Genomic DNA, 8,394 nt, shown 5'->3' on the forward strand with positions numbered 1-8,394 from the left:
CCTTTAAAAAGTGATTTGCGGGAAGCCCGCAAGCGCCAAAACCTTTAAAAAGTGATTTGCGGGAGGCCCGCAAGCGCCAAAACCTTTAAAAAGTGATTTGCGGGAGGCCCGCAAGCGCCAAAACGTTTCAGGAAAAGAAAAAGGCAGCCTGTATGAAACAGCCTGCCTTTTTTTATGGTTTTTGTTCTTCGTTTAGAAGAAGAGATATCTATTATCTACAACTTTTGCATTAATATAAAGTTCGTTCATGAAGTTTCCTGCATACTGCATAATCTTCTGACGAATCTTTTGTTCCATGCCATTGTCATCAAACTTGCCAGGACGCATCGTTTTGTTCACCACCTGGAACATGTAAACACCAGCGTTACCTTTGACAGGGTTGGTAGAGAACTTACCCTTAGCAGTTGCATATACGGCACCACTAAGTGCAGGTTCGCTTGCACCCGTGAGTGTCACAAAGACTGGAGCGGCGAAGGTTACCTGATTAACTTCGGCTACCTTAGCACCCTTAGCCTTAGCAGCTGCAAGAGAGTTAACGCCCTTAACCTTATTCATCAGCATTTCGGCCTTCTTGTCTTTCATCACCTCAGCCTTAACCATGTCTTTCACCTGAGCATCGTCCAAAGAACGATAACCAACAGGATTAATCTTTGTCAAGATAGCAACGAGGAGATGGTCGTTGTCGCCACAAGAATACATTGGAGAAACGTCGCCTTGTTTTGCATCAAAGAGCCACTTCAGTGCATCGCGTGTGCCATGGATGTTAGCCAAATAATGCTGTGCGGTTGTAACATCCTTAGCCTCTTGCACTCTGTAACCACTCTTTGCAGCATTCTTCTCAATATCTGCAGCAGTTTGATTAGCGCTGACAAAAGAAGAGAACTTATTGTAAGCCTTGCTGTAAGTGTCGTTAGAGAATACGATATTCTTTTTGATGACTGCAGCAACATATTTTTCAGTCATACCCTTTCTGTCAAGTACCTGAACAATGATATTTCCCTGACTCAATGGAATGTTCTTTGTTTCGTTAACAGCCATTGTGTTCAAGTTGTTGATATAATTCTTTGTATCATTGTCCATTGAAGGTGCACTCTGATATTGTTGAGTTGTCATCCATGCCTTCTGCCCGGTCTGACCATACTTCTTAGCAAGCGCTTCAAAGTCTGCGCCAGCCTTTAATGCTGCATAGATAGAATCAGCCGACTTATGAGCAGCAGCTGCAGAAGCACCGCCAACCTGTATCTGACGATACTGAACAGAATCAGGTAATTGTTGTTTTGAAATCAATCGGATAACGTTCAGTGTGTTGTCCAGCTTGTCTTCAATCACCCCAGAAGTTTGACCAACAGCCATTGAATCAAGTTTTGCGGCGATATCAGCTGGGAAAGCCGTTTTACCAACAGGAAGACCGAGATAGTTTACGAGTGAAGAACTCTTACGAACAACAGTTGAAGGGTCTTCTGCTGCAGCGAGATCTTTTGCATAACCCGCAAAATCTTTCTGAAGTGCGCTTCTGTCAGTTGCAGAAGGAGTAACCTGAACGTCAACATACTTGATGTCGCGGCTCTCTACATATTGACGGAAACGTGGCTTAAGCTCGTCGTATTTAGCTTTCAAGTCAGAATCAGAAATCTTCACCTTATCATCTTGGATTGAAGTGTAAGGGAAAGCAGCAAGTTGAATTTGACTTTCTTGATTTTCTTCATTGAAAGCCATCTTAGCTTCTACAGGATTAGACAAGAGACAATGTGCCAAAAGACTCTGATACTTCTGTGCAAGAAGTTGCTGGCGAAGTGTCTTTTCAATGAAAGTCCAGTATTTGTAGATGGTTTCATACTGCTGTGCCATTTGTGGATTTGCAGTGCGTTGTGCGTCATACTCAGCCAAGAACTTCTGTAATGCGTTAGCATCGAAGCGTCCAGTTTGCTGATTAACAAAAGGAGTTTGAAGTAACATTGGATTTGTTCCTTCTCTGAGCACATTTTGCATCTCAGTGTCAGTGACACGAAGTCCGAGTTCCTTTGCTTCTTTTTCAATAAGCTTTGTCTGCACGAAAGTGTTCCATACCATGTCTTTCACTTGATTGAGTTGCTCGTCATTCAATGCATCTGCACCTTGTTGCATCTTCACAACCTCACTGTACTCATCAAAAAGTTTCTGAAAATCATTCACACTTATCTTCTCTCCCAAGACTTCTCCGACCTGCTGACGCTCATTGTTACGCGTAGACTCACACGAGCGGAAAGCCTCTTCAGCAATAAATGCAAATAGACCCAAGCCGATGATTCCCATCAACAGAGCTCCTTTGCTTCTGATTTTTCCTAATGCTGCCATTACTTTAATTTGTTTTTTATTTTTTAGTTATTTCTTTCTTTGTATAAATTAAATTGCCCACAAAAATACGAATAAAAAAGCATATAGCGCAATTTTTCATGTAAAAATTACTTTTTAAGCCCTGCGCAAGACCAACTTAACAGAAGACTTTATGCAAAAAACATGAGTCAACAGTTCTTTTCATGATAATTATGCTTCAAATCCAAAGTTGAAAGAATCAATTAGAGAATGGTCAGCTTAACCAACTCTATCTTTGTCATTGTGCTTTTGATAATCTTAAAACTGAAATGATCAATTTTAATCACCTCATTGAGCTTTGGAAAACTCTGATAGAAATTTAAGATATAGCCGCCAATAGTCTTGTAATCGTCATCTTCGGGCAAATCAAGATTAAACATATCGTTTACCTTATCAATCTCTAAACGTGCTGATAAAAGATATTCGTTGTCATTAATCTTTTTAGCTACATATTTATTACTATCGTGTTCGTCTTCGATATCACCGAAGATTTCTTCCACGATATCCTCTAATGACACAATACCGCTTGTGCCTCCAAACTCATCGACCACAACGCCTAAACTCTTTTTACTTTGCAAAAATGTCTTCATTAGCTTTTGAGCAGCCATGGTTTCAGGCACAAAAGGCATCGTGCGAATAGACTTATGCCAATCCTTTCCTGCCGACTTAAACATTTCTGAAGAGTGTATATAACCTTCAATATGGTCTATATCGTCCTTGTAGACTATAATTTTACTATTTCCACTTTCAACAAACTTTTGCATCAACTCTTCTACTGTGCATTGATATTCAACTGCATTAATCTCGGTTCTTGGAATCATGCAATCGCGGACTTTTGTCTCTGAAAATTCCAATGCATTTTGAAAGATTTTCACCTCGTCATCAATCTCATCTCCTGATTTCGCATTGTCAATACTTGATTGAACAAGATAATCAAGATCCACTTTAGAAAACTCTTCATCATTGTCTTCTTTTTCGAGTTTTACACCAAACAACCTCAACAATAATTTTGAGAGGAACGTGGCCAAACGACTTATCGGCCAAAGAATAATATAAAACAGGAAAGCAACTGGAGAAAAGAGGTTCATCAAACCATTAGGATTGCTCTTAAAGAAGATTTTCGGCAGAAATTCTCCTGTAAAGAGCATAATAACAGTTGAAAGAATTGTATCCGCAGGAACCGTAAAGGCCGGAGCATAGCCCCAAAAGATAGAATTGTCAAAAAGACGAGCTATTAAAATACCATATATAACAAGTACAACATTGTTTCCAACAAGCATTGTACTTACAAAATCATTAGGATGCCGATAGAAAAAATTGATTAATCGCGTTGACAAGCCATGACGTTCTTTATCAACCTCGAAAAGCATTCGGTTGCTTGAAACAAAAGCAATCTCGGTGCCAGAGAAGAAAGCAGAGAATGCCATTGTTAACAATATGCCAATAATCAGAGATATATCTATGGATTCATTCATTTTCAAATAACTTAATCAATGCATCAATGGAATCGATGTGTTCTTGCGTTGTGGTGTAGCAATTGGGTGCTGATATTTTGCAATAGAGTCTTGAGCACGACGTGCTGAGTCTGTAAGGTTTGCATCAGAAGAACCATTGTTTGACGAATCAAAATCATCTTTTGCAAATGAACCTTTTGTATTAGAAATAAAATACTTTGTCATTCGCTCATCACTGCGGAAATAAGTACCTTCGAGTGTACGGTCGGGGGTGACCAACTTAGAGAAAACATTCGAATAAAGTTCATGCTTCCCTTCATCCCAAAATAACTGTTCACTGGAGAAATGCAGCCCACCTTTTGTGAGAATACGTACTCTTGAGCGCAACTCCCATAGTTTTAATTGATCAAAATAATATGCAGTATCACATTGTATGTAAGCCTGAACATGGAATTTCTCATCAAATTGTTCAAGAAACACACCTTTATTAAATATCCAACGTGAAGGACGGAGATTAGTATTAACCTCCCACTCTTCTGTCACGATACGATATTTGGCCACCCCAGAATCAGAAACTAAGGTATTAACTCCATAACTTACCATTACAGGTACGGAATCTCGTGCATGAATTGCAGGTGCAGTATGCTCATGTTGTTCTTCGCAAGCAAAGAAAAACATTACAAGCACCAATACACATCCAATATTTCTTAAATGGTTTAGCATGGAAAATAACACAAACCTGTTAGTTTATTCAACTTTCCACTTAGCAAACCAACGTTCGTTAAATGTAAAGCCTATATTAATACGGAATGTGTTCTCTTTAATTAATCCAGGAGCATCACGTCTAACCCACGAGCCACTGATGTTGAGCATAGAGCGGTTATTCCATTCGTTAATAATTGGTATACCAAAGCCAGCACTTACCCCATACTCTTTTGGTCCATCAACCCCATTAACTTTATAATAAGGTGTTGCATAAGATGCACCTATACGATAGTAAATGCGGTCTACAAATTTACGACCATTCTCATTAGGACAGAACTCCGCACCCACACTAAATTTATGACGATCCTTGTAAATCTGCTTAGACAAAGCATACTTAGAGAAACCATTCTCAACCGTATATTCAGGATAACCAACTTTACTGAATTGCATCAATGAATAATCTACACCGATATTCCATTTATTATTATGGTTAAACATCAAGCCAGCTCCATAAGAGTGAGGTAACTCTAATCCATTCTTTATTTTCAAAGAAGTTGTATCAGCGACATTTGTCTGTGAATTATTCGAAATAATACTACACTCTGGATCAGTTCCTAACTTATGTCCTAAGCCATAAGTAAGTCCTATGGTCAAATCATCCTTCTTTGAGAACCGAGCTGTATATTGCAATCCAACATCAAGTTTATAATTATTGATTGTTGCAGAATAATACTTAGAAATTGTGTTTACATAAGCATCGCTATAGGAGTTAATAACAGATCTCGTATAGTTTCCCCACAAATAACCTATATTTGCACCTATAGCAAGCCCATTAAAAGGTTGCCAACCTGCACCAAGATAAACCTGATGAAGTCCACCCTTTCCTTCAAATGTGTTCGAGTAAGTTTGATGAAAGGCCGATTGCCTGCTATTTAAGTCGCCTGTTGTTGCATAGCTATAACCGATATTAGTATAAGGAATTACACCAAAGCTGACTCCAACGTGTTTTGCTACGCGAAAACCAGCTACAACATAATCAAAGACTCCATTCTTTACATTCTTCTTTACATCTTTTCCTTCCTGGAAATTAGTTATTTGTCCAGAAAATCCAGCATCAAAAATGAAAGACAAAGAATCCAAAGAGGAATAGGAAGCCGGATTCAAATAATTAATTTGATTATGCTTATGAAATCCTAAGCCCAAGCCATCCATTCCACGATTAAGACTTGTACCGTAATCAGACAATAAACCTAAGCCGTACTGACTATATGGTGAATTAGTGCCACTTTGAGCTAATGCAGTTGTTGAAATCACAGTCAACAAGGCAGCGCTTAATATTATTTTATTCATAATTACTATATAATTGCTTGCAAAATTATCAAAAAAATTAGAAACAAATGCATGATAACTCGGAAATATAAGCTATTTTTGCATTGTGAAACGTTTTCAATATATTTTTAGAAGTGTAATCCTTGTTATATTTATAACATTTGTAGAGTGTTATTCACAAGCATCACAAACTTCATCAAATATTTATGGTGATTCTGTAAAGATTAGTTTACTCACCTGTGGACCTGGGCAAGAAGTCTATTCTTATTATGGACATACAGCTATCAGATTTCAGGATTTGAGGAATCATCAGGACCTCGTTATCAACTATGGAATGTTCTCTTTTCAACAAAAATATTTTATTTTACGTTTTGTTTTTGGATTAACTGACTACGAGATGGGTATTATTCCTTTTGAGAGTTTTTATGAAGAATACAAGAATGAAGGGAGATGGGTAAAAGAACAGATACTAAATTTATCTCCGAAAGATAAAGAGAACATTGCCTTAGCCATTGACAAGAACTATCAACCAGAGAACAGAACTTATCGATACAATTATTTTTATGACAATTGTACAACAAGAGCACGTGATATTATCATTAACAATATTAATGGTTTTGTAAATTTTCATGGTCTTGAACAAGCGACTTCCTCGTATCGAAAAGAGATTCATCAATGGAATTCTCAACACTTGTGGGCAAGATGGGGCAATGATTTATTGCTTGGATATAAGGCAGATTGCCCGCTTTCTATGGAAGAACGACAATTCCTTCCAGACTCTTTGAGTCTTTATTTCCAGCATGCTGTAGTAAAGTATAACCACAATGAAGTAAAGAACTTGGTTAGTAGCAGTCATTACATCATAGCACCAACTTCTACTTACAATGAAAAAAGTTGTAGTTTCTTTAATGTATTAACTCCTCGGTGTCTCATGATTTGCATATCAATATTATTGATTACATCAGGGCTCTTACAAAAGAAATATAAGATATTTCATATCTCTATTAATTCAGTTTTATCATTCATCACAGGATTATGTGGCTTAGTTCTTACAGCAATGATATTCAGTAAACATCCTACTGTGAGCTTTAACCTACAAATTTTAATCCTCAATCCTCTCAACATTTTATGGCTTTTCCCTAAAATAAGAAAAGCCAAGAGTTTCCGACTTCTTATGATTACTTGTTATTTATTGGGCACTATCGGAAGTTTCTTTCAATCATTTGCAGACGGAATTCAACTATTGGCATTTGTTTTGCTAATAACAAGCATATATTCATATAAAGTTACACAACAAGTCAATACAACGAAATTATAACGTGAATAGATATATTGCCATACTTATAGCTGCGCTAACTACAGCAGAGATGCAAGCATTTGATCTTGCACCTCGACTAATCGTAAGTATAACAATAGATCAGTTGAATAATAATAGTATTGATACTTTCCTCCCTTTCTTTAGTAATTCAGGCTTAAAGAAATTGATGCAAGAGGGGAAAATGTATGAAACAGGAACTTGTCCATCTGTACCTGTTTCACGACCAGCTTCTATTGCAACAATAGCAACGGGCACAACTCCATTCTATCATGGCATTATCGGAAACCAATGGATTGATCATGCATCTCTTCGTCCCTCGTATTGCGTTGATGACAAACAATATATTTATGGTCCATCTAAGCTAAAGACATCTACTATCAGTGACGAAATGAAAGTTTCTTCACATGGAAAAAGCATTATTTATAGTGTTGCCGCAAGCAAAGATGCTGCCATTCTGTCAGCAGGACACGCTGCTGAGAATGCGCTATGGTATGATGATGCTTTGAAAAGATGGAGGACAACAGCTTTTTATGGTGCTTCACCACAATGGCTGAACACCCCTACTGCACCAAGAACTATTGATAATGATGGAATTGTTGATAAAGCCATAAGCATCGTTTCAAAGAGCAATATGGGGAAAGATGACATTGCAGACATGTTAAATGTTACTCTTTCTGTTTCTAAAAAAGACAACATCCAACTTTATAATCGTGATGACTGGCAAAAACAAATCTATATTCAATTAGATAAAGCCTTAGCCAAACTTATAGGTTCTATAGAACAGCAAGTTGGGAAGAATCATGTTTTGTTCGTTATTACAGGAACAGGTACAAGCGATGATACAGAAAATGATTATAGCCTTTATAGTGTTCCAACAGGGATTTTTTATATAAACCGTACATCAAAGCTTTTGAATGTATATCTTAGTGCAGTTTATGGACAAGGTACATACATTGATGCAACATGTAATAACCAAATCTATTTGAATCATAAGATAATAGAACAAAAGCAATTAAACATGCATGAAGTTCTTTCACGTTGTCAGGAACTACTACTTGAAAGTGAAGGAGTCAGCGATGTATATACCTCAGAACGTCTACTATCAGGGAACTTAGGAGTTCAAGAAATACTGAAAGGATATAATCCATCGGTAAGTGGTGACATTATTATTAATGTATCACCTGGATGGAAATTAATAAATGAAGACACACAAGAAAACTATACCAGCCGCAATAA

At 37.4% G+C, this 8,394-nt stretch carries 6 protein-coding genes; 2 read left to right on the forward strand and 4 right to left on the reverse strand.

What is annotated here, in order from left to right:
- Positions 1-192 precede the first annotated feature (192 nt).
- The 4 genes from HMPREF9420_RS02750 to HMPREF9420_RS02765 all read right to left on the reverse strand — a co-directional run bounded on the left by HMPREF9420_RS02750 (position 193) and on the right by HMPREF9420_RS02765 (position 5,861).
- Positions 193-2,334 carry a peptidylprolyl isomerase gene (locus tag HMPREF9420_RS02750; protein WP_007133887.1) on the reverse strand — a complete coding sequence of 714 codons (2,142 nt, stop codon included), beginning with the start codon at positions 2,332-2,334 and terminating at the stop codon, positions 193-195.
- A 221-nt stretch (positions 2,335-2,555) separates the two neighbouring features.
- Complete coding sequence (locus HMPREF9420_RS02755; protein WP_007133888.1) at positions 2,556-3,827, reverse strand: hemolysin family protein; 1,272 nt, start codon at positions 3,825-3,827, stop codon at positions 2,556-2,558.
- Positions 3,828-3,842: 15 nt separating this feature from the next.
- Positions 3,843-4,484 (reverse strand): hypothetical protein, encoded by a 642-nt coding sequence (locus HMPREF9420_RS02760; protein ID WP_036906659.1) that lies wholly within the window; start codon positions 4,482-4,484, stop codon positions 3,843-3,845.
- 69 nt (positions 4,485-4,553) lie between these two features.
- Positions 4,554-5,861 (reverse strand): hypothetical protein, encoded by a 1,308-nt coding sequence (locus HMPREF9420_RS02765; protein ID WP_007133890.1) that lies wholly within the window; start codon positions 5,859-5,861, stop codon positions 4,554-4,556.
- An 85-nt stretch (positions 5,862-5,946) separates the two neighbouring features.
- Between HMPREF9420_RS02765 and HMPREF9420_RS02770 the strand changes: the two genes are divergently transcribed.
- Together HMPREF9420_RS02770 and HMPREF9420_RS02775 are read left to right on the forward strand one after the other, a co-directional pair.
- Positions 5,947-7,158 carry an Lnb N-terminal periplasmic domain-containing protein gene (locus HMPREF9420_RS02770; RefSeq protein WP_007133891.1) on the forward strand — a complete coding sequence of 404 codons (1,212 nt, stop codon included), beginning with the start codon at positions 5,947-5,949 and terminating at the stop codon, positions 7,156-7,158.
- A 1-nt stretch (position 7,159) separates the two neighbouring features.
- On the forward strand, positions 7,160-8,394 hold a 1,235-nt coding region (locus tag HMPREF9420_RS02775; RefSeq protein WP_007133892.1), incomplete at its 3' end, for an alkaline phosphatase family protein.

Source organism: Segatella salivae DSM 15606 (assembly GCF_000185845.1).
Classification (GTDB): Bacteria; Bacteroidota; Bacteroidia; order Bacteroidales; family Bacteroidaceae; genus Prevotella; species Prevotella salivae.

Bases quoted from the DNA above. Each gene is read 5' to 3' on its own strand.
- HMPREF9420_RS02750 (WP_007133887.1), bottom strand. From the start codon at position 2,334: ATGGCAGCATTAGGAAAAATCAGAAGCAAAGGAGCTCTGTTGATGGGA.
- HMPREF9420_RS02755 (WP_007133888.1), bottom strand. From the start codon at position 3,827: ATGAATGAATCCATAGATATATCTCTGATTATTGGCATATTGTTAACA.
- HMPREF9420_RS02760 (WP_036906659.1), bottom strand. From the start codon at position 4,484: ATGTTTTTCTTTGCTTGCGAAGAACAACATGAGCATACTGCACCTGCA.
- HMPREF9420_RS02765 (WP_007133890.1), bottom strand. From the start codon at position 5,861: ATGAATAAAATAATATTAAGCGCTGCCTTGTTGACTGTGATTTCAACA.